The sequence below is a fragment of the Streptomyces sp. NPDC054842 genome (genome assembly GCF_053611025.1).
Window position 1 is genome coordinate 252990 of record NZ_JBSGZN010000001.1, and the last position, 24993, is coordinate 277982.

The 24993-nt window shown below is 70.8% G+C and carries 25 protein-coding genes and 1 tRNA gene; 10 read left to right on the forward strand and 16 right to left on the reverse strand.

Annotated features, from left to right (window positions below; genetic code table 11):
* Positions 1-114: 114 nt before the first annotated feature.
* On the forward strand, positions 115-819 hold the full coding sequence (locus ACWGIS_RS01080) for a helix-turn-helix transcriptional regulator (protein WP_453360302.1): 705 nt from the start codon (positions 115-117) through the stop codon (positions 817-819).
* A gap of 50 nt (positions 820-869) precedes the next feature.
* On the opposite strand, the gene ACWGIS_RS01085 is transcribed toward ACWGIS_RS01080, so the two are convergent.
* A complete protein-coding gene (locus ACWGIS_RS01085) occupies positions 870-1166 on the reverse strand; it encodes a hypothetical protein (protein WP_453360303.1) in 297 nt (98 codons plus the stop codon).
* A gap of 20 nt (positions 1167-1186) precedes the next feature.
* Complete coding sequence (locus ACWGIS_RS01090) at positions 1187-2884, reverse strand: sodium:solute symporter family protein (RefSeq protein ID WP_453360304.1); 1698 nt, start codon at positions 2882-2884, stop codon at positions 1187-1189.
* Between the two features lie 172 nt (positions 2885-3056).
* Between ACWGIS_RS01090 and galT the strand changes: the two genes are divergently transcribed.
* Genes galT through galK form a run of 3 tightly spaced genes read left to right on the forward strand, consistent with a single transcriptional unit; the run spans position 3057 to position 6254 of the window.
* On the forward strand, positions 3057-4145 hold the full coding sequence (gene galT, locus ACWGIS_RS01095; protein ID WP_453360305.1) for a galactose-1-phosphate uridylyltransferase: 1089 nt from the start codon (positions 3057-3059) through the stop codon (positions 4143-4145).
* On the forward strand, positions 4142-5101 hold the full coding sequence (gene galE / locus ACWGIS_RS01100) for a UDP-glucose 4-epimerase GalE (protein WP_453360306.1): 960 nt from the start codon (positions 4142-4144) through the stop codon (positions 5099-5101). The genes galT and galE overlap by 4 nt, the downstream gene beginning before the upstream one ends.
* 10 nt (positions 5102-5111) lie before the next feature.
* The gene (galK, locus tag ACWGIS_RS01105) at positions 5112-6254 is read left to right on the forward strand and encodes a galactokinase (protein WP_453360307.1); all 1143 of its coding nucleotides are present in this window, start codon (positions 5112-5114) and stop codon (positions 6252-6254) included.
* 84 nt (positions 6255-6338) lie between these two features.
* Here the strand turns inward: galK and ACWGIS_RS01110 are convergent, their stop codons facing one another.
* On the reverse strand, positions 6339-6797 hold the full coding sequence (locus ACWGIS_RS01110; protein ID WP_453360414.1) for a GNAT family N-acetyltransferase: 459 nt from the start codon (positions 6795-6797) through the stop codon (positions 6339-6341).
* Between the two features lie 243 nt (positions 6798-7040).
* Between ACWGIS_RS01110 and ACWGIS_RS01115 the strand changes: the two genes are divergently transcribed.
* Positions 7041-7808 (forward strand): LuxR C-terminal-related transcriptional regulator, encoded by a 768-nt coding sequence (locus ACWGIS_RS01115; protein ID WP_453360308.1) that lies wholly within the window; start codon positions 7041-7043, stop codon positions 7806-7808.
* Here the strand turns inward: ACWGIS_RS01115 and tamR are convergent.
* Entirely contained in the window at positions 7767-8264 is a 498-nt protein-coding gene (gene tamR / locus ACWGIS_RS01120; protein ID WP_355790238.1) for a MarR family transcriptional regulator TamR, read from the reverse strand. The genes ACWGIS_RS01115 and tamR overlap by 42 nt on opposite strands.
* A 241-nt stretch (positions 8265-8505) precedes the next feature.
* Here tamR and ACWGIS_RS01125 point away from each other — a divergent pair, with 241 nt between their 5' ends.
* The gene (locus tag ACWGIS_RS01125) at positions 8506-9315 is read left to right on the forward strand and encodes a trans-aconitate 2-methyltransferase (RefSeq protein ID WP_453360309.1); all 810 of its coding nucleotides are present in this window, start codon (positions 8506-8508) and stop codon (positions 9313-9315) included.
* A 3-nt stretch (positions 9316-9318) separates the two neighbouring features.
* Entirely contained in the window at positions 9319-9699 is a 381-nt protein-coding gene (locus tag ACWGIS_RS01130; RefSeq protein ID WP_453360310.1) for a VOC family protein, read from the forward strand.
* On the opposite strand, the gene ACWGIS_RS01135 is transcribed toward ACWGIS_RS01130, so the two are convergent.
* Entirely contained in the window at positions 9696-10370 is a 675-nt protein-coding gene (locus ACWGIS_RS01135; protein WP_355790251.1) for a TetR/AcrR family transcriptional regulator, read from the reverse strand. The two genes, ACWGIS_RS01130 and ACWGIS_RS01135, sit on opposite strands and share 4 nt — an antisense overlap.
* On the reverse strand, positions 10367-11377 hold the full coding sequence (locus ACWGIS_RS01140; protein ID WP_453360311.1) for an acyl-CoA desaturase: 1011 nt from the start codon (positions 11375-11377) through the stop codon (positions 10367-10369). Before ACWGIS_RS01140 ends, ACWGIS_RS01135 begins: the two co-directional genes overlap by 4 nt.
* A 327-nt stretch (positions 11378-11704) precedes the next feature.
* On the opposite strand from ACWGIS_RS01140, the gene ppc reads away from it, so the two are divergent.
* Positions 11705-14437, forward strand: a complete 2733-nt coding sequence (gene ppc, locus ACWGIS_RS01145; RefSeq protein WP_453360312.1) for a phosphoenolpyruvate carboxylase — start codon at positions 11705-11707, stop codon at positions 14435-14437.
* An 80-nt stretch (positions 14438-14517) separates the two neighbouring features.
* On the opposite strand, the gene ACWGIS_RS01150 is transcribed toward ppc, so the two are convergent.
* The 8 genes from ACWGIS_RS01150 to ACWGIS_RS01185 all read right to left on the reverse strand — a co-directional run bounded on the left by ACWGIS_RS01150 (position 14518) and on the right by ACWGIS_RS01185 (position 21131).
* The gene (locus ACWGIS_RS01150; RefSeq protein WP_453360313.1) at positions 14518-15225 is read right to left on the reverse strand and encodes an LPXTG cell wall anchor domain-containing protein; all 708 of its coding nucleotides are present in this window, start codon (positions 15223-15225) and stop codon (positions 14518-14520) included.
* A gap of 244 nt (positions 15226-15469) precedes the next feature.
* Complete coding sequence (locus ACWGIS_RS01155) at positions 15470-15958, reverse strand: hypothetical protein (protein WP_453360314.1); 489 nt, start codon at positions 15956-15958, stop codon at positions 15470-15472.
* 95 nt (positions 15959-16053) lie between these two features.
* Positions 16054-16665, reverse strand: a complete 612-nt coding sequence (pth, locus tag ACWGIS_RS01160) for an aminoacyl-tRNA hydrolase (protein WP_453360315.1) — start codon at positions 16663-16665, stop codon at positions 16054-16056.
* A 69-nt stretch (positions 16666-16734) separates the two neighbouring features.
* A complete protein-coding gene (locus ACWGIS_RS01165; RefSeq protein WP_453360316.1) occupies positions 16735-17325 on the reverse strand; it encodes a 50S ribosomal protein L25/general stress protein Ctc in 591 nt (196 codons plus the stop codon).
* A gap of 199 nt (positions 17326-17524) precedes the next feature.
* Entirely contained in the window at positions 17525-18499 is a 975-nt protein-coding gene (locus ACWGIS_RS01170; protein WP_121402468.1) for a ribose-phosphate diphosphokinase, read from the reverse strand.
* 111 nt (positions 18500-18610) lie between these two features.
* The gene (gene glmU / locus ACWGIS_RS01175) at positions 18611-20059 is read right to left on the reverse strand and encodes a bifunctional UDP-N-acetylglucosamine diphosphorylase/glucosamine-1-phosphate N-acetyltransferase GlmU (protein WP_453360317.1); all 1449 of its coding nucleotides are present in this window, start codon (positions 20057-20059) and stop codon (positions 18611-18613) included.
* Positions 20060-20174: 115 nt separating this feature from the next.
* Positions 20175-20246 (reverse strand) — tRNA-Gln (locus ACWGIS_RS01180).
* Positions 20247-20273: 27 nt separating this feature from the next.
* Positions 20274-21131, reverse strand: coding sequence for a hypothetical protein (locus ACWGIS_RS01185; RefSeq protein WP_453360318.1), 858 nt, complete (start codon positions 21129-21131; stop codon positions 20274-20276).
* A gap of 167 nt (positions 21132-21298) precedes the next feature.
* On the opposite strand from ACWGIS_RS01185, the gene ACWGIS_RS01190 reads away from it, so the two are divergent.
* The gene (locus ACWGIS_RS01190; protein WP_453360319.1) at positions 21299-22612 is read left to right on the forward strand and encodes a sensor histidine kinase; all 1314 of its coding nucleotides are present in this window, start codon (positions 21299-21301) and stop codon (positions 22610-22612) included.
* A 44-nt stretch (positions 22613-22656) separates the two neighbouring features.
* Here the strand turns inward: ACWGIS_RS01190 and ACWGIS_RS01195 are convergent, their stop codons facing one another.
* On the reverse strand, positions 22657-23151 hold the full coding sequence (locus ACWGIS_RS01195) for an SUKH-3 domain-containing protein (protein WP_453360320.1): 495 nt from the start codon (positions 23149-23151) through the stop codon (positions 22657-22659).
* 62 nt (positions 23152-23213) lie between these two features.
* Positions 23214-23726: a YwqJ-related putative deaminase gene (locus ACWGIS_RS01200; protein ID WP_453360321.1), complete on the reverse strand. Its 513-nt coding sequence runs from the start codon at positions 23724-23726 to the stop codon at positions 23214-23216.
* A gap of 247 nt (positions 23727-23973) precedes the next feature.
* On the opposite strand from ACWGIS_RS01200, the gene ACWGIS_RS01205 reads away from it, so the two are divergent.
* Positions 23974-24990: an SMI1/KNR4 family protein gene (locus ACWGIS_RS01205; protein WP_453360322.1), complete on the forward strand. Its 1017-nt coding sequence runs from the start codon at positions 23974-23976 to the stop codon at positions 24988-24990.
* The last annotated feature ends 3 nt before the right edge of the window (positions 24991-24993 follow it).

Here is a 24993-nt window from a genome sequence, read left to right on the forward strand (position 1 = left end):
CGGTAGGGGAAGCGCAACGTCGAACAAGCGTGTAGCTTCCGGGGGATGGAGAGCCGGGGGGCTCCTACCACGGGGAACCAGTGGGGATGCTCAGGGGGACTGGGGGGTTGCTCGATGGGAGTTCGGCTCATGGTGGTCGACGACCACCGGCTGCTCGCCGAGGCGCTGGCCTCGGCGCTGAAACTGCGCGGGCACCGGGTGCTCGCCGCCGCCGCGCCGGCCGCGGGAGCGGCCGAGCTGGTGATCGCGCGGGCGCCCGAGGTGTGCCTGATCGGCACGGCGGCGCCGGCGGAGCCGGGGATCTTCGACCCGGTGGTGAAGATCAAGCGGGAGCGTCCGCAGGTCGCGGTGCTGGTCCTCGGGCCGGTGCCGAACCCGCGCGGGATCGCCGCCGCCTTCGCGGCCGGGGCCTGCGGGTACGTCCGGCACGACGAGCGGATAGAGGGCGTCGAGCGCGCCATCATGAAGGCCCGGGCCGGAGAGGCCGCCGTGGCCCCGCAGTTGCTCCAGGGCGCCTTCGGTGAGCTGCTCAACCCGGCGGCGCAGCCCGACGACGAGGGCCAGCGGCTGCTGCAGATGCTCACTCCGCGCGAGGTGGAGGTGCTGGTGCGGGTGGCCGACGGCGAGGACACGCGGCTGATCGCGGCCGGCATGGGGATCGCCCCGAGCACCGCGCGCACGCACGTCCAGCGGGTGCTGATGAAGCTGGGGGTGGGCTCGCGGCTTGAGGCGGCGGCGCTCGCCGCGCGCACCGGGCTGCTCGACCGGGCTGGCCCGGTGCCGCACCCCCCGGCGGAGACGGAGACGGGGCCGGAGTGACGTGAACTCCGGCCCCGCCGGGGCGGTTCGGGCGCGCCCGCGCCCGTCCGTCAGGCGCTGTCGTCCCGCGCCCCGGTCTCGTCCGGGGTGGGCGGGGCGATGGGGCGCAGCTTCAGCCACACCAGGAAGAACAGCCCGAGGGCGAGCATCGCGAGGCCCGTCCACAGGTTGATGTTGACGTTCTCGGCCTTCTCCAGGTCGGCGTCGGACGGGTTGATGCCGGCGATCGTGACGATCACGCCGTAGACGACGAACAGGCCGCCGATGATGCGCCGGATGTCGAAGAGACGGGCGGCGGTCGCGGACTTGCTCTCCAGCTCGGAGACTTCGCGTTGCAGGTCGGACATGGTCAGTGCCTCCGATCGGGTCAGAAGGAGTACGGGACGTAGCACAGCGCGGCGAGGGCGATCGCGCCCCAGCCCAGCAGGGCAGGCCTGCGGTACCAGGCGTCGTCGCCCTTCGCGGGCGGCTCGGCGAGACCCGGGGAGGTCGTCCCGTAGACCAGACCGGCGAGTTCGGCCTCCGGCTTCGGGGCGGTGAACAGGGTGACGGCGACCATGACGACCGCGCCCGCGACGAACCCGACGATGGCCGACACGAAGTTGGCGCCCTGGTCGCTGGGGATGGAGATGACGCCCTGCTTGTAGATCCAGAAGTAGTTGACCATCGCGGCCGTGGTGCCCGCGACCAGGCCCCAGACACCGGACTTGACCGAGGCGCGCTTCCAGAACATGCCGATGATGAAGACCACGAACATCGGCACGTTGAAGAAGGAGAACAGCGTCTGGAGGTAGCTCATGATGTTGGAGAAGCTGGAGGCGATGAACGCCGTGCCGACGGAGGCCAGCACACCGATCGCGGTGATCAGCCGGCCGAACCTCACGTAGTAGCCGTCCTCGCGGTCCTTGACCACGTACCGCTGCCAGATGTCGGTGGTGAAGACGGTGTTGAAGGACGAGACGTTCGCCGCCATGCCCGCCATGAACGCGGCGAGCAGACCGGTCACCGCGATGCCGAGCACGCCGTTGGGCAGCAGCTCCTGCATCAGGTACGGGATCGCGTCGTTGTACTGGAGGTCCGAGCCGCCGGTGCCGATCTTCGGGACGAGGACGGCGGCGACCAGGCCCGGGATCATCACCAGGAAGACGATGAAGATCTTCGGGAACGCGGCGATCAGCGGGGTGCGCTGGGCGGCGGAGAGGTTCTTCGCGGACAGCGCGCGCTGGACCTCGGCGAAGTTGGTCGTCCAGTAGCCGAAGGAGAGCACGAAGCCGAGACCGAGGACGATCGTCAGCCAGTTCGCGCCGAGCGGGTTGGCGTCGCCGATGCCCGTACCGCCCCAGGCGGAGAGGAAGTTGTCACCGTGGCTCTTGGTGAGCGAGTCGCTCAGGCCGTCCCAGCCGCCGACCTTCTTCAGGCCGAGGACGGAGAGCGGGATGAGCGCGGCGAGGATCACGAAGAACTGCAGGACCTCGTTGTAGATCGCCGAGGACAGGCCGCCGAAGGTGATGTAGGCGAGGACGAAGAAGCCCGCGACGACGATCGCGACCCACTGCGGCCAGCCGAGCAGCGCCTCGACGACGATCGCCAGCGCGTACAGGTTGACGCCCGCGATGAGCACGGCGGCGAAGGCGAACAGGATCGAGCTGAGCAGATGTGCGGACTTGTCGAACCGCTGGAGCAGGAACTCCGGTACGGACCGGACCTTGGAGCCGTAGTAGAACGGCATCATCACCAGGCCGAGGAAGACCATGGCCGGGATGGCGCCGATCCAGTACCAGTGGACGACGGCCACGCCGTACTGTGCGCCGGTCGCCGCCATGCCGAGGATCTCGGTGGCGCCGAGGTTGGCCGCGACGAACGCGAGGCCGGTGACCCAGGCGGGCAGCGAGCGCCCGGACAGGAAGAAGTCGAGGCTCGTCTTCACCGAGCGGCGCGCGGCGAAGCCGATGCCCAGCACGACGACGAAGTAGATCGCCAGGATCGCGTAGTCGAGCCCGTTGGTGGGGAGCCGGAGCCCTTCCGCGAGATAGGTGCTTCCGGGCGGATATGTGGGGGACTGCATAGGGGAACTCGCTTCGTTGCGTGAACGTATCCGACCGGAACCTACGCCTCCGCGTTCAGAATTTGAACACTTCGGTTGATGTTCTTTGTTTGATTGTGATGTTGACGCCCGTGGGGACTTGTGGTTTGTTGTGTTCGGTTCTGTTTGATGGGTGGGACAGGGGAGTCCGGCAGTGAAGAAGACGTCGACCCGGCTGGCGGACGGCCGGGAGCTCATCTACTACGACGCCCGGGACGACTCGGTGCGCGACGCGGTCGACCGGCGCCCGCTCGACCCGACCGTCACCACCTCCGAGGTCCGCCGCGACCCGCTGCTCGGCGACGCCGTCGCGATCGCATCGCACCGCCAGGGCCGCACCTACCACCCCCCGGCCGACGAATGCCCCCTGTGCCCGTCCCAGGGCGACCGGCTGAGCGAGATCCCCGACTCCTCGTACGACGTCGTGGTGTTCGAGAACCGCTTCCCGTCGCTGGCCGGCGACTCCGGCCGCTGCGAGGTCGTCTGCTTCACCTCCGACCACGACGCGTCGTTCGCCGACCTCACCGAGGAGCAGGCCGGCCTCGTCCTGGAGGCGTGGACCGACCGCACCGCCGAGCTGTCCCATCTCCCCTCCGTCGAACAGGTCTTCTGCTTCGAGAACCGCGGCGCCGAGATCGGCGTGACCCTCGGCCACCCCCACGGGCAGATCTACGCCTACCCCTTCACCACCCCGCGCACCGCACTGATGCTGCGCTCGCTGGCCGCCCACAAGCAGGCCACCGACGGCGCCAACCTCTTCGACGAGGTCGTCGCCCGCGAACTCGCCGACGGCACCCGCCTCGTCCTGGAGACCGAGCACTGGGTCGCCTTCGTGCCGTACGCCGCGCACTGGCCCTACGAGGTGCACCTCTACCCCAGGCGCCGGGTGCCCGACCTGCTCGGCCTGGAGGAGGGCGCGCGCACAGAGTTCCCCCAGGTCTACCTGGAACTCTTGAGGCGCTTCGACCGGATCTTCGACGCGCGGGACGAGAAGAAGGAGGGCGGGGGCGAGCCTCCGACGCCGTACATCGCGGCCTGGCACCAGGCGCCGTTCGGCACGCTGGAGGAGTTCGAGGGCGTCAGCCGCGACGACTTCGCCCTCCACCTCGAGCTTTTCACCATTCGCCGCACTTCCGGCAAGCTGAAGTTTCTCGCGGGTTCCGAGTCCGGCATGAGCGTGTTCATCAACGACGTGCCGCCGGAGACCGCGGCCCAGCGACTGCGAGAGGTAGCGAGTTCATGAGTGGGAAGTACCTGGTCACCGGCGGCGCGGGTTATGTCGGCAGCGTGGTCGCCCGGCATCTGCTGGAGGCGGGCCACGAGGTCACCGTCCTCGACAACCTCTCCACCGGCTTCCGCGAGGGCGTCCCCGCCGGGGCCGCGTTCATCGAGGGCGACATCCGCGACGCCACCAAATGGCTGGACTCCTCCTACGACGCGGTCCTGCACTTCGCCGCGTTCTCCCAGGTCGGCGAGTCCGTCGTGAAGCCCGAGAAGTACTGGGACAACAACGTCGGCGGCACCATGGCGCTCCTCGCCGCGATGCGCTCCGCGGGCGTGCGCAAACTCGTCTTCTCCTCCACCGCCGCCACCTACGGCGAGCCCGAGGTCACCCCCATCGTCGAGAGCGCGCCGACCGCCCCCACCAACCCCTACGGCGCCTCCAAGCTCGCCGTCGACCACATGATCACCGGCGAGGCGGCGGCCCACGGACTCGGCGCGGTGTCCCTGCGCTACTTCAACGTGGCGGGCGCCTACGGCGACTGCGGCGAGCGGCACGACCCCGAGTCGCACCTCATCCCGCTGGTGCTCCAGGTCGCCCAGGGCCGCCGCGACGCCATCTCCGTCTACGGCGACGACTACCCGACCCCGGACGGCACCTGCGTCCGCGACTACATCCACGTCGCCGACCTCGCCGAGGCGCACCTGCTCGCGCTGACCGCGGCCCGCCCCGGCGAGCACCTCATCTGCAACCTCGGCAACGGCAACGGCTTCTCCGTCCGCGAGGTCATCGAGACCGTCCGGCAGGTGACCGGCCACCCGATCCCCGAGGTGATCGCCCCGCGCCGCGGCGGCGACCCGGCCGTCCTGGTCGCCTCCGCCGCCACCGCGCGCGAGCGGCTCGGCTGGAACCCGTCCCGCGCGGACCTCGCGGGGATCGTCGCGGACGCGTGGGCGTTCGCACAGAACAGGGACTGAGGAGTAGCAGGTGGGGGTTCGCGAAGGATTCCAGGAGCTGTACGGGACCGCGCCGGAGGGCGTCTGGGCGGCCCCCGGCCGGGTCAACCTGATCGGCGAGTACACGGACTTCAACGAGGGGTTCGTGATGCCGCTGGCCCTGCCGCACACCGCGGTGGCGGCGGTCTCCCGGCGGGCGGACGGCGTCCTGCGGCTGCACTCGGCCGACATCGACGGACCCGTCGTCGAGCTGCACGTCGACACGCTCCAGCCGCTCACCGACACCGGCTGGGCCGCGTACCCGGCCGGCGTGGTGTGGGCGCTGCGCGCCGCCGGGCACGCGGTGACCGGCGCCGACGTGCACCTCGCCTCCACCGTGCCGACGGGCGCGGGCCTCTCCTCCTCCGCGGCCCTGGAGGTTGTGACGGCCCTGGCCCTGAACGACCTGTACGAACTCGGCCTCACCCGGCCCGAACTGGCCCGGCTGGCGCAGCGCGCGGAGAACGACTTCGTCGGCGTGCCCTGCGGGATCATGGACCAGACGGCGTCGGCGTGCTGCACCGAGGGGCACGCCCTGCACCTCGACTGCCGCGACCTGTCGATCCGTCAGGTCCCCTTCGACCTGGCGGCCCAGGGTCTCGAACTGCTCGTCGTGGACAGCCGCGTCAAGCACGCCCTCGGCGACGGCGCCTACGCGGAGCGGCGCGAGGGATGCGAGGAGGGCGCGCGGCAGCTCGGCGTCCCCCACCTGCGCGACGTCGCGTACGAGGACCTGGACGCGGCGCTGGAGCGGCTGTCCGACGAGCGGGTGCGCCGCTACGTCCGGCACGTCGTCTCCGACGACCACCGGGTCGAGCGGGTCATCGGCCTGCTGGACGCGGGCGACGTGCGCGCCATCGGGCCCGTCCTCACCGAGGGGCACGTCTCCCTCCGGGACGACCTGCGGATCTCCTGCCCGGAGCTGGATCTGGTGGTGTCCGCCGCCAACGCGGCGGGGGCGCTCGGGGCGCGGATGACCGGCGGCGGCTTCGGCGGCTCGGCGGTCGTCCTGGTGGAGTCCGCCGACGTCGACAACGTCACCAAGGCGGTGACGGAGGCGTTCGCCGCGGCCGGCCACACCGCCCCCCGGGTGTTCCCGGCGGTCCCGGCGGCGGGCGCCCACCGGCTGAGCTGAACCCCGGGGGAGGGGACGCGCGGGGCGGAGGACCCGAAGGGCCCCGTGCCTCAGTGGGGCAGCGGGCCGGGAAGGCCCCGTGCCTCAGCGGGTCAGCCGTTTGGTGAGGGTGTACTCGGTGATCCCCGGCGGATAGCCGGGAATCACGCACACCACCTCGTAGCCCTGCTTCCGGTAGAAGTCGGGGGCCTGGAAGTCCCAGGTCTCCAGCCGGGCACTGCGGCAGCCGTGGTCGTCGCGCGCGGCCCGCTCGGCCCGCGCGAGCAGCCGGCTCCCGAGGCCGGCTCCCCGGTGCCGGTCGTCGACCCAGAGATACGTGACGTGCAGCCAGGTCGCCCAGGCGTGCCCGACGAGTCCGCCCGCGAGCGCGCCGGCGTCGTCCAGAGCCCAGACGTGGAGCGGAACCTCCCGCTCACCGGGGGTCCCCCGCAGGGAGCGCAGCACCGGCGAGGCCTGCGTGTTGGCCTCCCGCAGCCGCCGGCGCAGCAGATCCCGCCGTTCCCTGTCCACTTCTGTCTCAAGACGAAACATACGGCTCACCATAAACGCGCTGGCCAACCAGTTCTGCAAATGGCCTTCCGCTCCCCGCTCCCAGCCCTACCCTGATGAACAGCACCGGTGGGGGCCGGTGCTGATCAGGGGGCGAGACAGCCGGGTACGACGCCCTGAGTGGGGGTAGCAGTTCCAGCACGGCGGCGGCCGTGCGGCTGCGGCGCCCACCCCGGGGTCCGGGGTCGTTCCGGGCGTCGTACCTGCGCAGGTCGTCCTCCGACAGTGGGGGTTTCAGTGGTTCGCATCCGAGTCCTGGTCGTCGACGACCACCGCATCTTCGCCGAGTCGCTCGCCGCGGCACTGGCCGCCGAGCCGGACGTCGACGTGTCCGCGGCGGGCAGCGGCCCCGCCGCGCTGCGCTGCCTGGAGCGCGGCGCCGCGGAGGGGCACAGATTCGACGTCCTGCTCGTCGACGCGGACCTGGGCGGCAACGTCCCGGGCATGCGGTCGGCCGTCCCGGTGCAGGAGAGCAACGAGGACGGGCTGGTCGACGGCATCTCGCTCGTCGCCGGGGTCCGTTCCGGCCAGCCCCACGTCCGCACGGTGGTGCTCGCCGAGAAGGACGACCCGCGCCGCGCGGCCCTCGCCCTCCAGGCCGGCGCCTCGGGCTGGGTCGCCAAGGACTGCTCGCTGTCCCGGCTGCTGACCGTCATACGGGGGGTGCTGCGCGACGAGACGCATCTGCCGCCCGCCCTGCTCACGGGCGTGCTGCGGGAGCTGACCGCCGCCCGCAAGCACCGCACCGAGAGCGAGCGCCTGGTGGAGTCCCTCACGCCGAGGGAGCGGGAGGTGCTGCGGTGCATGGTCGCGGGGCTGGGCCGCAAGGCCGTCGCCGAGCGGCTGTTCCTGTCGCCGCACACCGTGCGCACGCACATGCAGAACGTCCTGGGCAAGCTCGGGGTGCACTCCACGCTCGCGGCGGTCGCGCTCGCCCGGCGGGCCGGGGTGGGCCCGGTCGACCTAACCGGGGATGTTGTCGAACGGGGCGGTCAACTGGCGTAGCAGCGCGGCCAGTTCACCGCGCTGGGCCCGGCTGAGTTCCGCCAGGATCGCCCGCTCCTGGGCGAGGAGTCCGGCGAGTGCCTGGTCGGCGCGGTCCTGGCCCTCCTCGGTGAGCCGCACCAGCACGCCCCGGCGGTCGCTGGGGTCGGGCAGCCGCTCCACCAGGCCCTTCTTGGCGAGCCGGTCGATGCGGTTCGTCATGGTGCCGGAGGTGACCAGGGTCTGGGTCAGCAGCTGGCCGGGGGAGAGCTGGTAGGGGGCGCCCGCACGGCGCAGCGACGTCAGGACGTCGAACTCCCAGGGCTCCAGGCTGTGCTCGGAGAACGCCAGGCGGCGGGCCCGGTCCAGGTGCCGGGCCAGTCTGCTCACCCGGCTGAGCACCTCGAGCGGTTCCACGTCGAGGTCAGGGCGCTCCCGGCGCCATGCTGCGACCAGCCGATCGACCTCGTCCTCCATGACGATCAGTGTAGTGGTTGTGTCGATGTGAAGTCTCTTGACGTCAAGATACTTCCGGTGTGAGGGTGGAGACCGCCCGGAACGCCCCCCTGGGAAGGACCGGGCCGCCCCCACGCGCCCGCTGCCCGCTGCCACCGCCCACGCGACCGCCCCTCGCCCCGCACCATCGTCCCGACCGTCCGTCCAGGACGCCACCGCACCGGTACCCGAGCACCGGACGACACCTCAAGGAGGCCCCGCCATGCCCGCCGCCGCCCCCCTCTGGGACCCCCGCCAGTACCTGCGCCACGCGGACCACCGCGCCCGCCCCTTCGCCGACCTCCTCGCCCGCGTCCCGGACCTCCCCGGCCGGCCCGCCCGCATCGCCGACCTCGGCTGCGGCCCCGGCAACGTCACCGCCCTGCTCGCCGCGCGCTGGCCCACCGCCCACATCACCGGCTACGACAACTCACCGCAGATGCTGGAGCGCGCCCGCGCCGACCACGAGGGCCCCACGCCGGGCGGCGGCCGCCTCGACTTCACCGCCGCCGACGCCCGCACCTGGGCGCCCGCGGAGCCGTACGACCTGATCATCAGCAACGCCACCCTCCAGTGGGTCCCCGGGCACCCGGCGTCCTTCCCGGCCTGGGTCGACGCCCTCGCCCCCGGCGGCACCCTCGCCTTCCAGGTCCCCGGCAACTTCGACTCGCCCAGCCACCGGCTGATGCGCGAGATCGCCGGCACCCCGCGCTGGCGGGACCGCCTGAGCGGCACCCTGCGCCACGACGGGGCGATCCTCACCCCGGCCGGCTACCTGGACCGCCTCGCCGCCCTCGGCTGCGACGCCGACGTCTGGGAGACGACGTACCTGCATCTCCTGACCGGCGAGGACCCGGTGCTCGACTGGGTGAAGGGAACCGGGCTGCGGCCCGTACTGACCGAGCTGGGGCCGGACGCGGACGCGTTCGTGGACGAGTACCGGGCGGCCCTGCGCACGGCCTATCCGGCGGGCGAGCACGGCACGGTGTTCCCGTTCCGCCGTGTCTTCGCCGTCGCCCGCAAGGCGGGCTGACCGGTGCTGACCAGCGTCGACCACGTCCAGCTCGCCGCCCCGGCCGGCTCCGAGGACGCCCTGCGCGCGTACTACGTGGACGTCCTCGGCATGACCGAGATGCCCAAACCGCCCGCTCTCGCCGCCCGCGGCGGCTGCTGGTTCGCGGCGGGCGCGGTGCGCCTGCACCTGGGGATCGAGGACGGCTTCCGCCCGGCGAGAAAGGCCCACCCGGGGCTGCGCGTCCACGGCATCGCGGCGTACGCGGCCCGCCTCGCGGCGCACGGGGCGCCCGTCACCTGGGACGACGGGCTCCCGGGCCACCACCGCTTCTTCTCCGAGGACCCGGCCGGCAACCGGCTGGAGTTCCTCGAACCCCACGCCGCCGGCCGGAGCACCGCCTAGGCCTTGCGGTGGCCGATCAGGCGGGGCTTGGCCTCCAGGCCGTCCAGCCCGTGCCAGGCCAGATTCACCAGATGGGCGGCCACCTCCGCCTTCTTCGGCCGCCGCACGTCCAGCCACCACTGGCCGGTCAGCGCGACCATGCCCACCAGGGCCTGCGCGTACAGCGGCGCCAGCTTCGGATCGAAACCGCGGCTCTTGAACTCGCGGCCCAGGATGTCCTCCACCTGCGTCGCGATGTCCGAGATGAGCGACGCGAAGGAACCCGTCGACTGCGGGATGGGGGAGTCGCGGACCAGGATCCGGAAACCGTCCGTGTACTCCTCGATGTAGTCCAGGAGCGCGAACGCGGCCTGCTCGCACAGCTCACGCGGATGCCCGGCCGTCAGCGAACTGGTCACCATGTCCAGCAGCCGGCGCATCTCGCGGTCCACCACCACCGCGTACAGGCCCTCCTTGCCGCCGAAGTGCTCGTACACCACCGGCTTGGAGACCCCGGCCTTCGCCGCGATCTCCTCCACCGACGTGGCCTCGAAACCCTTGGCGGCGAACAGCGTGCGACCGATCTCGAGAAGCTGCTGGCGTCTTTCAGCACCGGTCATACGGGTCCGGCGCGGACGCCGCTGCTTGTCGTTGCCGGAGGTGCTGGAGTCGGTCGCCACGCCGTCCATCATGCCGCGTCGGCGGTCTCCGGCTTGCGGCGGGCGCCCGTCCCGTCCGTGTTCCGGCGGGAATCGATACGCGAGCGTGACGGCCAGCGCACGTCATAGGCCCAGCCCAGTTGCTCGCACCAGCGGATGATCCGGGCCGAGGAGTCCAGCTGGCCCTTCTCCACCCCGTGCCGCGCCGACGTCGGGTCGGCGTGGTGCAGGTTGTGCCAGGACTCGCCGCACGACAGCACGGCCAGCCACCACACGTTGCCCGAACGGTCACGCGACTTGAAGGGCCGCTTGCCCACCGCGTGGCAGATCGAGTTGATCGACCACGTCACGTGATGCAGCAGCGCCACCCGCACGAGTGAACCCCAGAAGAACCCGGTGAACGCGCCCCACCAGGACATCGTCACCAGACCGCCGATCAGCGCCGGCAGCGCCAGCGACAGCGCCGTCCACGCGATGAACTGCCGCGAGATCGCCCGGATGGCCGGGTCCTTGATCAGGTCCGGCGCGTACTTCTCCTGCGACGTCCGCTCCTCGTCGAACATCCAGCCGATGTGCGCCCACCACAGGCCCTTCATCAGCGCGGGAAGGGTCTCACCGAAACGCCACGGCGAATGCGGGTCGCCCTCCGCGTCCGAGAACTTGTGGTGCTTGCGGTGGTCGGCCACCCAGCGCACCACGGGCCCCTCGACCGCCATCGAGCCGGCGATCGCCAGCGCGATCCGCAGCGGCCGCTTGGCCTTGAAGGAACCGTGCGTGAAGTACCGGTGGAAACCGATCGTGATGCCGTGGCAGCCCAGGTAGTAGAAGAACACCAGCAGGCCGAGGTCCAGCCAGCTCACCCCCCAGCCCCAGGCCAGCGGCACCGCCGCCAGCAGGGCCAGGAAGGGAAAGACGATGAACAGCAGCAGCGCCAGCTGTTCCACCGAACGCTTCTGCTCACCGCCCAGCGTGGCCGGAGGGAGCGTGCCGTCGTCGTCCGCCTGCGGGGCGTCTTCGATCACGTCGGAGCTTGCGGTCATGGGCGTCCCCTTGTGGGGTCGAGGGTCTGGGGGTTGAGAAAGATGCCGCGGGTAGGGATCCCGGAGACATCCCTGGAGCTGACGGGGTCCCTACGGTTCCGTAACCTACGGCGTCGTAAGTATGGCAGCGCGAAGGCCGACGGCAAGAGCCCGAGAGTCTGCGCGTCCGCATGGACACCTATCCTTGAGGTCGGTCGGACAGCGCGGTCCGTTCTGACTTCTTCCCGGATGCCACGTCCCTAAGCGGCACCCCGCCGCGCGGTCGCCACCCGGGTTCCCCTCCAGACGAGCTTCAGACGAGCTTCAACACTGCAAGGAGCCGCACCTGTGAGCAGTGCCGACGATCAGACCATGACGACCAGCAGCGAGCTGCGCGCCGACATCCGCCGCCTCGGCGACCTGCTGGGCGAGACCCTCGTACGGCAGGAGGGCCCCGAGCTCCTGGAACTGGTCGAGAAGGTCCGCCGCCTGACCCGCGAGGACGGCGACGCCGCCGCCGAGCTGCTCCGCGGCACGGAACTGGAGACCGCCGCCAAGCTGGTCCGCGCCTTCTCCACGTACTTCCACCTGGCGAACGTCACCGAGCAGGTGCACCGCGGCCGCGAGCTGCGCGCCAGGCGCGCCGCCGAGGGCGGCCTCCTCGCCCGCACCGCGGACCGCCTCAAGGACGCCGACCCCGACCACCTGCGCGACACCGTACGCAACCTCAACGTCCGCCCGGTCTTCACCGCGCACCCCACCGAGGCAGCCCGCCGCTCCGTACTGAACAAGCTGCGCCGCATCGCGGCCCTCCTGGAGACCCCGGTCATCGAGGCCGACCGGCGCCGCCACGACACCCGGCTCGCCGAGAACATCGACCTCGTGTGGCAGACCGACGAACTGCGCGTCGTCCGCCCCGAGCCCGCCGACGAGGCCCGCAACGCCATCTACTACCTCGACGAACTCCACGCCGGCGCCGTCGGCGACGTCCTGGAGGACCTCACCGCCGAACTGGAGCGCGTCGGCGTCGTCCTGCCCGACGACACCCGCCCCCTCACCTTCGGCACCTGGATCGGCGGCGACCGCGACGGCAACCCCAACGTCACCCCCCAGGTCACCTGGGACATCCTGATCCTCCAGCACGAACACGGCATCAACGACGCCCTGGAGACCATCGACGAGCTGCGCGGCTTCCTGTCGAACTCCATCAGATACACCGGCGCCACCGAGGAACTGCGCACCTCCCTGCGCACCGACCTGGAACGGCTGCCCGAGATCAGCCCCCGCTACAAGCGGCTCAACGCCGAGGAGCCCTACCGGCTCAAGGCCACCTGCATCCGCCAGAAGCTCGAGAACACCAAGACACGCCTCGCCAAGGGCACCCCCCACGAAGAGGGCCGCGACTACCTCGGCACCGGCGAACTGCTCGCCGACCTCACCCTCATCCAGACCTCCCTGCGCGAGCACCGCGGCGCCCTCTTCGCCGACGGCCGCATGAACCGCACCATCCGCACCCTCGCCGCCTTCGGCCTCCAGCTCGCCACCATGGACGTCCGCGAACACGCCGACGCCCACCACCACGCCCTCGGCCAGCTCTTCGACCGGCTCGGCGAGGAGTCCTGGCGCTACGCCGACATGCCCCGCGACTACCGCGGCAAGCTCCTCGCCAAGGAACTGCGCTCCCGCCGCCCCCTCGCACCCAGCCCCGCACCCGTCGACGCCGCCGGCGAGAAGACCCTCGGCGTCTTCCAGACCGTCAAGCGGGCCCTGGAGGTCTTCGGACCCGAGGTCATCGAGTCCTACATCATCTCCATGTGCCAGGGCGCCGACGACGTCTTCGCCGCCGCCGTCCTCGCCCGCGAGGCCGGCCTCATCGACCTGCACGCCGGCTGGGCGAAGATCGGCATCGTGCCGCTCCTGGAGACCACCGACGAACTGCGCGCCGCCGACATCATCCTCGACGAGATGCTCGCCGACCCCTCCTACCGGCGCCTGGTCGCCCTGCGCGGCGACGTCCAGGAAGTCATGCTCGGCTACTCGGACTCCTCCAAGTTCGGCGGCATCACCACCTCGCAGTGGGAGATCCACCGCGCCCAGCGCCGCCTGCGCGACGTCGCCCACCGCTACGGCGTACGCCTGCGCCTCTTCCACGGCCGCGGCGGCACCGTCGGCCGAGGCGGCGGCCCCTCGCACGACGCGATCCTCGCCCAGCCCTGGGGCACCCTCGAAGGCGAGATCAAGGTCACCGAACAGGGCGAGGTCATCTCCGACAAGTACCTCGTGCCGTCACTCGCCCGCGAGAACCTCGAACTGACCGTCGCCGCCACCCTCCAGGCGTCCGCCCTGCACACCGCACCCCGCCAGTCCGACGAGGCCCTCGCCCGCTGGGACGCCGCGATGGACGTCGTCTCCGACGCCGCCCACGCCGCCTACCGCCGGCTCGTCGAGGACCCCGACCTGCCGACCTACTTCCTCGCCTCCACCCCCGTCGACCAGCTCGCCGACCTGCACCTGGGCTCGCGGCCCTCCCGCCGCCCCGGCTCCGGCGTCTCGCTCGACGGACTGCGCGCCATCCCCTGGGTGTTCGGCTGGACCCAGTCCCGGCAGATCGTCCCCGGCTGGTTCGGCGTCGGCTCCGGCCTCAAGGCCCTGCGCGAGACCGGCCTCGACACCGTCCTCGACGAGATGCACGAGCAGTGGCACTTCTTCCGCAACTTCCTCTCCAACGTCGAGATGACGCTGGCCAAGACGGACCTGCGGATCGCCGGCCACTACGTCGAGACCCTCGTCCCCGACGAACTCAAGCACGTCTTCGACACCATCAAGGCCGAACACGAACTCACCGTCCGCGAGGTCCTGCGCGTCACCGGCGGCGAGCAACTGCTCGACACCCAGCCGGTGCTCCAGCAGACGTTCGCCATCCGCGACGCCTACCTCGACCCGATCTCCTACCTCCAGGTCGCCCTCCTCAAGCGCCAGCGCGACGAGGCCGCGGCCGGCACCGAACCCGACCCGCTGCTCTCCCGGGCCCTGCTCCTCACCGTCAACGGCGTCGCGGCCGGCCTGCGCAACACCGGCTGACCGCACCCCCGCACGGACGTGGCCCCCGCCCTCGCACCAACGAGGACGGGGGCCACCCCCATGTCACCGGCGCCGCGGGCTCAGCCGCGGTTCGCCCGACGGCGGAACACCAGGTAGCCGCCCGCGGCCACCAGCGCCGCGGCCGCCGCCGACAGCGCGCCCACCGGAGCGCCGCTGCCCGTCTCCGCGAGGTCACCGCCGCCCTGCGCCGACGGCGACGAGGACGGCGAAGCGCCCTCCGCCGGAGCCGACGACGTCTGCGACACGGACGAGGACGGAGACGCGCTCGCCCCCGTCGACCCCGACGGCGACGCCGACGCGGACGCGGACGGCGAGGCGGACGCGGACGGCGTGCCGCCGCCACCCGCCTCGCCCTCGCAGTCCGACCAGAACACCTTGTGCTTCGCGGCGCCCTTCTCCCCCTCGAAGGTCCAGAACAGCTTGTAGTGCCCGTCGGGCAGCTTCAGGTCGTCGCTGCGGCCGTGGCCCTCCGCGTCCAGGGTCAGCTCACCCGACTTCACCGTCTCCCCCTTGACGTCGGCGGTCGGCGCCCAGGCCTCGATGTGCCAGTCCACCTCCTGCACCCCGTCGAAACCGAAGGCGTCCAGGTAGAACGCGCACACGTGCGGCTCGTTCCTGCGGAGCTCCTCGCCGGTGACGGCGTCATGGATCTTGACGGTGCCGTTGTCACCCGGAGCGGTGTGCGGCGTGGCATGGGCGGAGGGCGCGGTCAGCAGCGCGGCGGAGAAGCCGGCGACGAGAGCGCCGGCGCGAACGAGGGTACGCATGGGCAGTCCATCTTCGAGAGGAGCGGCGGAAGATGTGGAGGGGGCGGCTCAGCATCCAGCCGCCACGGCCGCCCGTCAAGCGATGCAACGTCCCCCGTGCCCCATGCGCCACCATTCGCCCCCGAAGGAACGGATAACGATCGGGGAACACGGAGATCATCCGCCTCCGCCCCGCGCAATTCAGCGCACCGGAAGGTCGGCGCACCAGGACTTCAGCGCATCAGAAGGTCAACGCCCCGGTACCTCACAGCACCAGGAACGTCGCCGTCAAGAACGTGACCCCCGCGCCCGCCATCAGCCACGCCGCCCGCGTCAGCCGCAGACCCCCCGCCACCACCACCGACGCCAGCAACAGCGCACCCGCCAACGGCACCCACGCGTACAACAGCCCCGCGGGCCCCGTACGCACCACATGACCACTGCCCGGCTTCACCGCGACGGCGTACGTCCGCCCCTTCTCCACCGCCACCGGCTGCTCGATCACCACCCGCGACCGCGCAAGCGAACCCACCGACTCCGGCCGGTACGGCCCCCAACAGGCGTCGTCCGCACACGACGTCACCCGCATCGTCCCCTGCTCACGCCCCTTGGTCAGCATCACGTGCTGCGCCGTACCCCAGGAACCCCACACCCCCGCGACCAGGATCAGCGCCGCGACCGCGCCCATCACCGCGAGCCGCCCGAACCGCAGCGCCGCGTACGCGCTCTGACTGGAAGAGGGCTTGGAACGCATGGCGGCGATCCTTGGCCATGGCGCTGCACCCGGTCAACCGGCCCGGGCGACAAGTCGCCCCATGTCCCCCTACATCGACCGGCCCCCCGGCCCGCTCACGAGTTGTACGTGCCCTGCGCCCGCTCCAGACCCTCGATGACCAGAGCCTCCGCCGCGTCCGCCGCACGGTCCACGAAGTACCCCAGCTCCTTGCGCTCCGCCGACGAGAAATCCTTCAGCACGAAATCCGCCACCTGCATCCGCCCCGGCGGACGCCCGATACCGAAACGCACCCGGTGATAATCCGCACCCATCACCTTCGTCATCGACTTCAGCCCGTTGTGCCCGTTGTCGCCGCCCCCCAGCTTCAGCCGCAGCACACCGAAATCGATGTCCAACTCGTCGTGCACCGCCACCACCTGACCCACCGGCACCTTGTAGAAGTCCCGCAGGGCGTTCACCGGACCACCGGACAGATTCATGTACGACATCGGCTTCGCCAGGATCACCCGCCGGTTCGCCGGCCCCGGCGGACCGATCCGCCCCTCGATCACCTGCGCCTGCGCCTTCCCCGCCCGCTTGAACTTCCCGCCCACCCGCTCCGCCAGCAGATCGGCCACCATGAAGCCCACGTTGTGCCGGTTCATCGCGTACTCGGGCCCCGGATTGCCCAGCCCCACGATCAGCCAGGGCGCATTGGCGTCGGTCGTCACGTCCGTGTCTCCCATGTGTCTTGGATACACGCCGGCCGCCGCCCCGGAACGGAGCGGCGGCCGGCATTCGAGCAGAGCGAGGGATCAGGCCTCGGCGGACTCGTCGCCACCCTCGGAGTCGGCCGCGGCCTCCTCCGCCTGGGCGGCCAGCACCTGGAGGACGACCGCGTCCTCGTCGATGGCGAGCTTCGTGCCCGACGGCAGCGGGATGTCCTTCGCGAGGATGGCCGCACCGGCCTCCAGGCCCTCGATGGACACGGTGACCGACTCGGGGATGTGCGTCGCCTCGGCCTCGACCGTCAGCGTGCTCAGCACGTGCTCGAGCAGGTACGCGCCCGGAGCCAGCTCGCCCTCGGTGTGCACGTAGACCTCGACCGTGACCTTCTCGCCACTGCGGACGAGCAGCAGGTCGACGTGCTCCAGGAAGCCCTTGATCGCGTCACGCTGGACGGCCTTCGGGATCGCCAGCTGCGACTTGCCCTCGAGCTCCAGGGACAGCAGGACGTTCGGGGTACGCAGGGCGAGCAGCAGCTCGTGACCCGGAAGCGTCACGTGGACCGGCTCGGCGCCGTGGCCGTAGACGACACCGGGGACCTTGCTGTCACGACGGATACGGCGCGCGGCACCCTTGCCGAACTCCGTGCGGGTCTCAGCGGCGATCTTGACCTCGGACATGTCACTCCTCGTAGTACCTGGGGAAAGTGGTCACCCGGCCACGAACGGCCTGCTACGAAGAGCGCGTCGATAACGGACAGCCGTACGCACAAAGCGGTACGGCCTCCCTCGCCGAGCAACTGTGACAGCTTACTCGGCGGGAAGGCCGTACCAGAAATCGATCTTCAGCGAACCCGCGGACGGCTCACCGCCCCCCGCGTCACTGCTCCTCGAACAGGCTCGTCACCGAACCGTCCTCGAAGACCTCACGCACCGCGTTCGCGATCGTCGGCGCGATCGACAGCACCGTGATCTTGTCCAGCTCCAGCTCACCCGGCGTCGGCAGCGTGTCCGTGAACACAAACTCGCTCACCTTCGAGTTCTTCAGCCGGTCCGCCGCCGGACCCGACAGCACACCGTGCGTCGCCGTCACGATGACGTCCTCCGCACCATGCGCGAACAAGGCGTCCGCCGCCGCGCAGATCGTGCCACCCGTGTCGATCATGTCGTCGACCAGGACACAGACCCGGCCCTTCACGTCACCCACCACCTCGTGCACGGTGACCTGATTCGCGACGTCCTTGTCACGCCGCTTGTGCACGATCGCCAGCGGCGCGTCCAGCCGGTCGCACCACCGGTCCGCCACCCGCACCCGGCCCGCGTCGGGGGAGACGACCGTCAGCTTGCTGCGGTCGACCTTCGCACCCACGTAGTCCGCCAGGATCGGCAGCGCGAACAGGTGGTCCACCGGACCGTCGAAGAAGCCCTGGATCTGGTCCGTGTGCAGGTCCACCGTCAGAATCCGGTGCGCACCCGCCGTCTTCATCAGATCCGCGATCAGACGCGCCGAGATCGGTTCACGCCCACGGTGCTTCTTGTCCTGCCGCGCGTAACCGTAGAACGGCACGATCACCGTGATGCTCCGCGCGGAGGCCCGCTTCAGAGCGTCGATCATGATCAACTGCTCCATGATCCACTTGTTGATCGGAGCCGTGTGGCTCTGCATCAGGAAGCAGTCGGCACCACGAGCCGACTCCTGATAACGGATGTAGATCTCACCGTTCGCGAAGTCGAAGGCCTTCGTCGGGACGACCCCGACACCCAGCTTGTGGGCGACCTCCTCGGCAAGCTCGGGGTGGGCGCGGCCGGAGAAGAACATCATCTTCTTCTCGCCGGTCGTCTTGATCCCGGTCACAGCACTGTCTCCTCAGAGGTGTCTCAGCTGGGCGTTGAGAAGTGATCTCAGCTGGGGATTGCGGGTGGTGCACCTATCACGGTACGCCGTGTCCGACGTGCCGGTTTCCGGTCAGCCCTCGCCGTCCGGCTCCCGGGAAGCCACCTCCGCCGCCTTCGCGGCCGCGCTCCCCGGACGCTTACGAGCCACCCAGCCCTCGATATTCCGCTGCTGGCCCCGGGCCACGGCCAGCGAACCGGGCGGCACATCCTTCGTGATCACCGAGCCCGCCGCGGTGTACGCGCCGTCCCCGATCGTGACAGGAGCCACAAACATGTTGTCCGAACCCGTACGGCAGTGCGAGCCCACCGTCGTGTGATGCTTCGCCTGCCCGTCGTAGTTCACGAACACGCTGGCCGCACCGATGTTGGAGTACTCACCGATCGTCGCATCACCCACATACGACAGATGCGGCACCTTCGTCCCCTCACCGATCGTCGCGTTCTTCGTCTCCACGTACGTACCCACCTTGGACTTCAGCCCCAGACGCGTACCCGGACGCAGATACGCGAACGGACCCACACTCGCCTGCGGACCCACCTCCGCGCCGTCCGCCACCGTGTTGTCCACCCGGGCCCCCGCACCCACCGACGTGTCCTTCAGCCGCGTGTTCGGACCCACCTCCGCACCCTCACCCAGATGCGTCGCCCCCAGCAGCAGCGTCCCCGGCAGCACCACCGCGTCCCGCTCGAACGTCACCGACACGTCCACCCACGTCGACGCCGGATCCACCACCGTCACACCCGCCAGCATCGCCCGCTCCAGCAACCGGTCGTTCAGCGTCCGACGCGCCTGAGCCAACTGCACCCGGTTGTTGATGCCGGCGATCTCCCGATGGTCGGCCGCCACCGACGCCCCCACCCGGTGACCCGCCTCCCGCAGGATCCCGAGCACATCCGTCAGGTACTCCTCACCCTGGCTGTTGTCCGTACGCACCTTCCCCAGCGCGTCCGCCAGCAACTGCCCGTCGAACGCGAACACCCCGGAATTGATCTCCCGGACCGCCCGCTGCGACTCCGTCGCGTCCTTGTGCTCCACGATCGCTGTCACCGCGCCGCTCGCGCCGTCCCGCACGATGCGGCCGTAGCCCGTCGCGTCCGGGACCTCGGCCGTCAGCACCGTCACCGCGTTGCCGTCCTCGGCGTGCGTGGCCGCCAGCCGCTCCAGGGTCGCCCCCGTCAGCAGCGGCGTGTCCCCGCAGACCACCACGACGGTCCCGTCGACCGGGCCGCCCAGCTCCTCCAGCGCCATCCGGACCGCGTGCCCGGTCCCGTTCTGCTCGGCCTGCACCGCCGTCCGCACGCCCGGATCGGTCTCGGACAGGTGCGCGATGACCTGCTCGCGGGCGTGACCCACCACGACGACCAGGTTCTCGGGGTCCAACTCACGCGCGGCGGCGAGCACATGGCCCACCAGCGAGCGGCCACAGAGTTCGTGCAGGACCTTCGGTGTGGCCGACTTCATACGGGTGCCCTCACCCGCTGCAAGAACGACGACGGCTGCCGGGCGGTTGGCGCTCACGGGGATGCCCTTCGGCTACGGATGGCGGGGTGGACATCCGCAGGATACCGGGGCGTTTCGGGGGCGACATGGGAGCGGGTCCTGACGGAGCCGTCAGGACCCGAACCGAGCAGGGCTCCCCCGCCAGGACTCGAACCCGGACAGATGGCACCAAAAGCCACAGTGCTGCCAATTACACCACGGGGGAACAAGTGCGACTAAACCGGACATTCGGTCAGGTCGCCGAGTTGGCACCCAACACTATGCCGTACCAGGCACCTTCGATGCGACGGTACAACTCGGCACCCTGGCCGACGTAGACGGCCAGGCATCCGCGGTAGGTGTCGCCGACGTTCCTGCGCACCGTCCTCGGGTTGTGCTTCTTGAGCGTGGTGCGGTGGAAGGAGTGGCCGCCGGGCCCGACGTGGTCCGCCCAGAAGCGCTCGGCGGCGGCCACGTCGGCGGACTCGTGGATCATCACGCGGAAGCGCAGGCGGGCGCGGTCGACATGGAGGAGGTCCAGCCAGGCGAGGAACACGGAGATCATGCCGGGGTCGCTGTTGACGAAGAGGACCTGCTCGCGGCGGCTGTAGGGCTTGTCCTTGGCCCCTTCGGCCCAGTACAGGCCCACGCCCACGAGGAACAGCTCGCGGTCGGAGAGCCGGCCGACCGCCGCGGCCGCCGTCCGCTTGGTCGCCTCGCGTGCGAGGTTTTGGGAGGCGCGCAGCCGAGCCAGCCCCGCGTTCATCCGCGCCCGCTGTTGCTCCGGGGTGCAGCGTGCTTCCGGCCGGGGGAGATCGCGCACCCACAACGAGACCGAACTCTTGGAGCAGCCCAGCTCCGCCCGGATCTCGTCGTACGTCCAGCCGCGGCGGCGCAGCTCGCGGGCCCTGTCCCGCAGGTCGTCCTTCGCGTTCGGCCGCCTCGTCCACTCCGGAGGCGGCTCGCCCTCGACGAGCCGCTGGAGCACCTTCTTGTCACGGACGCCGAGCCGCTCCTTGATCTGCCGGAGGCTGAGTCCCTCCCGGCGCAGTGCCGCCGCCCGTTTCCGTAGGTCCTCGAAGTCGGTGTATTTGCCGTGTGCGTATGCCATGGGCACAGGCTTCGGGCGGAATGTGGGGGTCCGGGGGTGGACGCTGTGCGATTCAGCAGTTCGAGGGATACCGGCAGGTTTCGCTTCTGTTCGATTGCGGCGTGTGATGGGGGTCGCTCGCGAAAACTCACCGGAAATCGGGCGGGGTGCGCCCGTAGGCTGGAGGCATGACCACGACGGGGGAAGACCACACCGGGGCCGGGAGAGGGCCGTGGTGGTGGGCGAAGTGGCGCAGTGCGGTGCTGGACGTGGGCCTGGCGCTGGCGTCGGCGGTGGAGTGCGCGGCGGAGGGGGTGCCGTTCGCGCGGGACGCGGGGCTGCCGCCGGCGGTGGGTGTCGTGTTCGGTCTTGTGGCCGGTTCGGCGCTGGTGCTGCGGCGGAGGTGGCCGATCGCGGTGGTGCTGGTCGCGATCGCGATCACGCCGGCGCAGATGGGTTTCCTGATGGGTGTCGTCGGGCTGTACACGCTCGCGGCGTCGGAGCTGCCGCGGCGGATCATCGGGGCGCTGGCGGGGATGTCGTTGGTGGGGACGTTGATCGTGACGTTCGTGCGGGCGAGTCAGGACGTGGTGCGGGGTGATCTGACGACGGGGGACTGGTTCGTGCCGTTCCTGGCGATCACGACGTCGCTGGGGCTGACGGCGCCTCCGTTGCTGCTGGGTCTGTATGTGGGGGCGCGGCGCCGGCTGATGGAGTCTCTGCGGGAGCGGGCGGATTCGCTGGAGCGGGAGCTGCAGTTGCTGGCGGAGCGCGCGGAGGAGCGTGCGGAGTGGGCGCGTGGTGAGGAGCGGACGCGGATCGCGCGGGAGATGCATGACGTGGTGGCGCACCGGGTGTCGTTGATGGTGGTGCACGCGGCGGCGTTGCAGGCGGTGGCGCGGAAGGATCCGGAGAAGGCGGTGCGCAATGCGGCGCTGGTGGGGGACATGGGCCGGCAGGCGTTGACGGAGTTGCGGGAGATGTTGGGGGTTTTGCGGTCGGGGGAGCCGGATTCGCGGGCGGGGGTGCGTTCGCCGGTGCCGTTGGTGGCGGTGGGGGTGGCGGCGGCGGAGGCGGCGTCGCGGGCGGTGGACGAGGCGGCGGAGGGGCCGTGTCTGGCGGAGCTGGACGAGTTGGTGGGGCAGTCGGCGGCGGCGGGGATGGTCGTGGATCTGTCGGTGGAGGGGGAGGTGCGGTCGTATGCGCGGGAGGTGGAGCAGACGGCGTACCGGGTGGTGCAGGAGGCGTTGACGAACGTGCACAAGCATGCGGCGGGGGCGAAGACGTATGTGCGGTTGGCGCATCGTTCGTCGGAGATCGCGATGCAGGTGGAGAACGAGCCGCCGCCGGAGCCGGGTTCGGCTGCGGCGGCGCGGTTGCCGAGTGGCGGTAACGGTCTGGTGGGGATGAAGGAGCGGGTGACGGCGCTGGGGGGTGTGTTCGTGTCGGGGCCGACGGATGCGGGGGGTTACCGGGTGTCGGCGGTGTTGCCGGCGGCCTGAGGGTGTGTCCGGGGGCGCCTGGTGGTGGGCGCCCGGGGGCGGGTTCAGGCGGCGGTGAGGCGTACGGGTTCGAGGCCGGTGAGGAGTGTGGTGAGGGCCTGGTCGATGTCGTGGCCCAGGTACCAGTCGCCGGTGTGGTCGAGGGTGTAGACGCGGCCTTCGCTGTCGATGGCGAGGGCGGCGCCGGTGTCGGTCTCCTCGCCGAGGGGGCAGACCTCGGTGTCGAGGGCGCGGCCGAGGTCGCCGAGGGTGCGGGCCATGTGGAGGCCGTGCAGGGGGTCGAGGTGGAGGGCGGCGGGGGCGACGCGTCGTCCGGGTCCCTGGGGGGTGATGCGGAGTCCGCCGAATTCGGCCCAGGCTTCGACGGCGGCGGGGAAGACGGTGTGCCGGTGTCCGGCGGATGAGGTGTGTCCGCGCAGGGTGTCGGCCCAGTATTCGGCCTGTTTTATGTCCCAGCGTCCCGGTTGCCAGCCCGCGTCCCGCAGTGCGGCGTCGACGGGTACGGCGAAGCGTGTGGTGGAGGTGCGGTCGGCGTGCATCTGCCCTTCGTTCGTCGAGTGTCGTGGACCGGCGTGGTCGCCGTGGTGCGGGGGGTGGGGGGTCAGTCGTCCTGCGCGGTGGGGTCGACGATGCGGACGCCGAAGTGGTCGCTGAGCGCGGTGCAGGAGCGGCACGGGGTGGCGAAGCTGCCGTGCAGGGGGTCGCCGTCCTCGCGGATGCGGCGGGCGGTGAGTTTGGCGTGCTTGAGGGCTTTGCGGGCCTCGCCGTTGGTCATGGGTCTGCGGGCGGCGCGTTTGCTGCGGGCGGCGTCGGCGTTCGCGAGGTGGCGGGAGATGAGGATGGCCTCGGCGCAGCGTCCGGTGAAGCGGTCGCGTTGTCCGCTGGTGAGGGTGTCGAGGTAGTCCTGGACGAGGTGGTGCAGGGCGGGGGGCTGGTCGCCGCGGGCGGCGGTGCCGGTGAGGGTGGCGCCGCGTACGGAGAGGGCGGCGGCGACGGTGGGGAGTATGCCGTCGCGGCGGTGCAGGAGTGTGGGGGTGGGGGGTGTGTCGGAGCTGCTCCAGCCGACTCGTGGGTCGCCGGACGTGCCTGTCTGTGTCGCGTTCATGGTTGCCATCCCCTCCCGTCCCGTGGTGGTGGCCGCTGTGGTGACCGCCCCTCGGTGCGGTCACAGACTGCCAAACGGCGTGGCTGGTGGGGAAGCTGGGGCGGTGCGACACGCCCGGGCTTCGGCGCACGGTCACGGCGTTGTGACGGCTGGTCACGGAACTGGAGGCCCGGTGACCGGGGTCGTCGTACCGCATAGGCTGTCGACATCCGGGATCCATACAGCCATACGAAGAACGCCGCAGGGGGCAATCGTCATGACGACAGGTCGGCTCGGGCTGGGGGCACCTCCCGGCCGCCAGGCCGGGGGCCAAGCCGCGCCGCCGAACGCGGCGTACGCCGGGCAGGTCGTGCATTTCCCGGATCCGGTCCGGGCCGCGCGTCATCCCAAGGGGGTACGGGTGGACGAGCACGGCTATCCGGATTTCTCGCCGTACGCGCGTGCCGCCGCGGAGATCGCGGAGCCTCCGGAGGGTTTCGGGGTGGACGAGTTGCGGTTGACGGACTATGTGTCGGCGAACGCGGCGCTGGCCGTGACGGGGCACGAGCTGTGGGACACGATTCCGTCGGTGGCGACGCCGCACGGCTGGACGTGGCATCACGTGCCGGGTACGCGGCGGCTGGAGCTGGTTCCGGTCGAGGTGAAGGCGTTGCTGCGGCATCACGGTGGTCTGGCGACGGCGGCGGTGGATCAGGAGAAGCGGGGGACGCGGCCGTTGCAGGAGACGCGGCCGGCGCATTTCGGGCTGCCGAAGGCGTCGGTGGCGGTGACGGAGCAGCAGGTGCTGGGGGTCGAGGAGGATCTCGGGTACCGGTTGCCGGGTGCCTACCGGTCGTTTCTGAAGGCGGGGGGCGGGTGTGCGCCGGTGGGTGCGGCGCTGGACGCCGAGTTGGGGCTGCTGGTGGACCAGCCGTTGTTCACGGTGCGGGACGAGGCGGCGGTCAATGACCTGGTGTACATCAACAAGTGTCTGCGTGACCATCTGACCAAGGACTATCTGTGCGTGGGTTTCGTGCAGGGCGGTCTGCTGGCGGTGAAGGTGAAGGGTGACCGGATCGGGTCGGTGTGGTTCTGCGCGTACGACGACGCGCGGGATCAGGACGCGTGGCCGCCGGCCGAGCGGGTGGAGCGGCTGTTGCTGCCGTGCGGTGACGACTTCGACGCGTTCCTGTCGCGGCTGGCGGGTAATCCGCCGGAGCTGGAGACGGTGGCGAATCTGATGGTGGACGGTGGCTTCGCGTACGCCGTGCCGGTCTCTTCGGTGGGGGAGTGAGCG

Excerpts from the sequence above, each read along its gene's own strand:
- ACWGIS_RS01090 (WP_453360304.1), bottom strand. The coding sequence starts at position 2,884 with ATGCAGTCCCCCACATATCCGCCCGGAAGCACCTATCTCGCGGAAGGG.
- ACWGIS_RS01195 (WP_453360320.1), bottom strand. The coding sequence starts at position 23,151 with ATGCACGCCGACCGCACCTCCACCACACGCTTCGCCGTACCCGTCGAC.
- ACWGIS_RS01185 (WP_453360318.1), bottom strand. The coding sequence starts at position 21,131 with ATGGCATACGCACACGGCAAATACACCGACTTCGAGGACCTACGGAAA.
- ACWGIS_RS01165 (WP_453360316.1), bottom strand. The coding sequence starts at position 17,325 with ATGTCCGAGGTCAAGATCGCCGCTGAGACCCGCACGGAGTTCGGCAAG.
- ACWGIS_RS01140 (WP_453360311.1), bottom strand. The coding sequence starts at position 11,377 with ATGACCGCAAGCTCCGACGTGATCGAAGACGCCCCGCAGGCGGACGAC.
- tamR (WP_355790238.1), bottom strand. The coding sequence starts at position 8,264 with ATGGAGGACGAGGTCGATCGGCTGGTCGCAGCATGGCGCCGGGAGCGC.
- ACWGIS_RS01125 (WP_453360309.1), top strand. The coding sequence starts at position 8,506 with ATGCCCGCCGCCGCCCCCCTCTGGGACCCCCGCCAGTACCTGCGCCAC.
- ACWGIS_RS01085 (WP_453360303.1), bottom strand. The coding sequence starts at position 1,166 with ATGTCCGACCTGCAACGCGAAGTCTCCGAGCTGGAGAGCAAGTCCGCG.
- ACWGIS_RS01205 (WP_453360322.1), top strand. The coding sequence starts at position 23,974 with ATGACGACAGGTCGGCTCGGGCTGGGGGCACCTCCCGGCCGCCAGGCC.
- ACWGIS_RS01110 (WP_453360414.1), bottom strand. The coding sequence starts at position 6,797 with ATGGTGAGCCGTATGTTTCGTCTTGAGACAGAAGTGGACAGGGAACGG.
- pth (WP_453360315.1), bottom strand. The coding sequence starts at position 16,665 with ATGGGAGACACGGACGTGACGACCGACGCCAATGCGCCCTGGCTGATC.
- ACWGIS_RS01200 (WP_453360321.1), bottom strand. The coding sequence starts at position 23,726 with ATGGCAACCATGAACGCGACACAGACAGGCACGTCCGGCGACCCACGA.
- ACWGIS_RS01150 (WP_453360313.1), bottom strand. The coding sequence starts at position 15,225 with ATGCGTACCCTCGTTCGCGCCGGCGCTCTCGTCGCCGGCTTCTCCGCC.
- ACWGIS_RS01080 (WP_453360302.1), top strand. The coding sequence starts at position 115 with ATGGGAGTTCGGCTCATGGTGGTCGACGACCACCGGCTGCTCGCCGAG.
- ACWGIS_RS01190 (WP_453360319.1), top strand. The coding sequence starts at position 21,299 with ATGACCACGACGGGGGAAGACCACACCGGGGCCGGGAGAGGGCCGTGG.
- ACWGIS_RS01135 (WP_355790251.1), bottom strand. The coding sequence starts at position 10,370 with ATGATGGACGGCGTGGCGACCGACTCCAGCACCTCCGGCAACGACAAG.
- ACWGIS_RS01155 (WP_453360314.1), bottom strand. The coding sequence starts at position 15,958 with ATGCGTTCCAAGCCCTCTTCCAGTCAGAGCGCGTACGCGGCGCTGCGG.
- galE (WP_453360306.1), top strand. The coding sequence starts at position 4,142 with ATGAGTGGGAAGTACCTGGTCACCGGCGGCGCGGGTTATGTCGGCAGC.